At 69.8% G+C, this 2,703-nt stretch carries 1 protein-coding gene; it reads left to right on the forward strand.

The window, feature by feature from the left end:
• Positions 1 to 212: 212 nt before the first annotated feature.
• The coding region (locus ACAM49_RS39680; RefSeq protein ID WP_369640663.1) for an arabinosyltransferase domain-containing protein at positions 213 to 2,703 on the forward strand (2,491 nt) is incomplete at its 3' end.

Below are 2,703 nucleotides of genomic sequence, written 5' to 3' on the forward strand. Positions count from 1 at the left end.
CCGCAGTATTCGCACCGGGGTCCGCGCGGCTCGCGGGCGGGGCCGGTGCGTCGGCGGGCGGCGTGCTTCCGGGTGGCGGCGTCGCGCCCGCCGACGCACCGACACCACCCGCGAGCAGCACCGACCCCGGTGCGAATACTGCGATCGGGCCTGGCGCTGGAGCCGGGGTGACTCCGAATATCGCACCACATGCGGGTTGTGGTGCGCTCGTGGTGCATTCGACCGCATCGGCCACCACTGCGGAACTGACCGGGTTGAATCGGCCGGACGGTTCGCCGATGCGGACCACCCTCGACAAGGATGTGCGGCCTCAGATCGTCGGTGTGTATACCGATCTCGATCGCACGCGGCTCAGTGATGCACGGCTGCATGCCGATATCGATGCGCGGTTCTCGTCGAGTCCGAGTGCGTTGAAGCTCGCGGCGATGGCCGGCGCGGTGTTGTGCACGCTGATCGCGTTGGTGTGCCTGTATTTCATCGATGCCGCCGATGGTCGGCGCAGGCGGCGATTCCTGCCCGCGCGCTGGTGGCGGTTCACGCTGACCGATGCGCTCGTGCTGGCCACGCTCGGCGTGTGGCATGTGGTCGGGGCCAATACCTCCGATGACGGCTACATCCTCACGATGGCGAGGGTTTCCAAGCACGCGGGGTACACGGCCAACTACTACCGCTGGTACGGGGTCGCCGAGGCCCCGTTCGGGTGGCCGTACGAGTTGCTCGCGCAGATGACGCGGCTCACCGATGCGAGCCTGTGGATGCGGATGCCCGCACTGCTGGCCGGAATCCTGTGCTGGTGGGTGGTGAGCCGGGAAGTGCTGCCGCGCCTGGGTTCCCGTGTGCGCAGTGGGGCGGGGGCGCGGTGGACGGCCGCGCTGGTTTTCCTGGCGCTGTGGCTGCCATACAACAACGGTCTGCGACCCGAACCGCTGATCGCGCTGGGCGCCCTGCTCACCTGGTGCTCCATCGAGCGGGCCATCGCCACCCGGCGACTACTGCCCGCCGCTGTCGCGGTATTGATCGCGGCGTTCTCGCTGGCCGCCGGTCCCTCCGGATTGATCTGCCTGGCGGCGCTTTTCGCCGGTTCACGGCGGGTGCTGGGGATCCTGGTCGCCCAGGTCCGCAGCGAATCCGGCCGCGCCCTGGGATACCTCGCGCGGATTGCGCCGGTGCTGACAGCGGGAACACTGGTGCTGACCGTGGTCTTCGCCGACCAGACCATCGCGTCGGTGCTGGAGGCCACTCGGGTGCGAAAGCTGGTCGGCCCCAACCTCTCCTGGCCCGATGAGCCGACCCGCTGGATCTCCCTGCTGTCGCTGACCCCCGATGGCTCGCTGTCGAGGCGTTTCGGTGTCCTCGCCATGCTGCTGTGCCTGGGCGTCTGTTTCGCGGTCGTGCTGCGCAAGGGCGGACGGATTCCCGACACCGCACGCGGCCCCGTCGCCCGGGTGCTGGGCATCGCGGCAATGTCGCTGCTGCTCATGGCCTTCACCCCGACCAAGTGGACCCATCATTTCGGCGTCTACGCCGGGCTGGCCGCCGCGTTGGCGGCGGTGACGGCGGTCGCGGTGGGCGGCAACGGTATTCGCGTGCGCTACCTGCGCTCGCTGTTCGCGGCGGCGGTACTGTTCCTGGTGGCGTTCTGCTTCACCGGCTCCAACGGCTGGTGGTACGTGTCCGGATACGGGGTCCGCTGGCCCGATCGCGCACCGGTGCTCGGTGGGACGGCCGTCGCATCGTTCGTCTTCGGCCTGGGCGCACTGTGCCTGGTGGTCGCGGCGTGGCAGTACTACCGCGAGCCGTATCGCGAGAGCAGCTCGGTGGCAAAGCCTTTCGACCGGATCGCCATCCGTCCGCTCACGCTGGCCGCTGCCGTGCTGGTGCTGTTCGAGGTCGGCACGATGGCCTCGGCCGCCTGGTCGCAGTATCCGGCGTACTCGGTCGCGCTCTCGAATCTCCGTGCCCTCCAGGGGCATCCGTGCGCCATGGCCGATGACGTGCTGGTGGAGAACAAGCCCGAGGATTCCCTGCTCACGCCGTACACCGGTGCGGCGGCCGACGGACTGGCCGCCGAGAACAGCGGATTCACCGCCAATGGCGTCGGCGACCTCGCGCCGGAGGGCTCGGGACCCGGCGGCGGCAACGGTGGCGGTGGCGGTGGCAAGACCCCGCCTCCCGGTGGCGGCCCCGCCGACAAGCCCAAGGCCGAGCCGGGCATCAACGGCAGCACCGTTGCCCTCCCCTACGGCCTCGATCCCAAACGAACCCCGGTCCTGGGCAGCTACACCACCGGCCAGCCCCAGCCCGCCCACCTGACCACCCAGTGGTATCGCATGGATCTGGCAGCGGCACAACAGGATCCGAGCTACCAGGTGCTGATCCTGACCGTCGCCGGACGCATCGCCGCCGATGACAACGGCCACCAGATCGACGGCGCACAACTGCGCCTGGAATTCGCCCACCGCGCCGACGACGGCGCCGTCCAGCCCCTCGGCAACCTCACCCCGCCGAACGTCGGCGGGGCCCCCGGCTGGCGCAACCTCCCCATCGCCCTGGACCGAATCCCCACCGGAACCAACGCGATTCGCCTCGTGGCCAAGACCGACGACCCCACCGGCAAACAGTGGCTGGCCCTCACCCCGCCCCGCCTACCCCACCTCGTCACCCTCGACGCCATGGTCGGCCACGACGCCCCGGTCCTCCCCG

It is taken from the genome of Nocardia sp. JMUB6875 (genome assembly GCF_041154655.1).
Taxonomy (GTDB): domain Bacteria; phylum Actinomycetota; class Actinomycetes; order Mycobacteriales; family Mycobacteriaceae; genus Nocardia.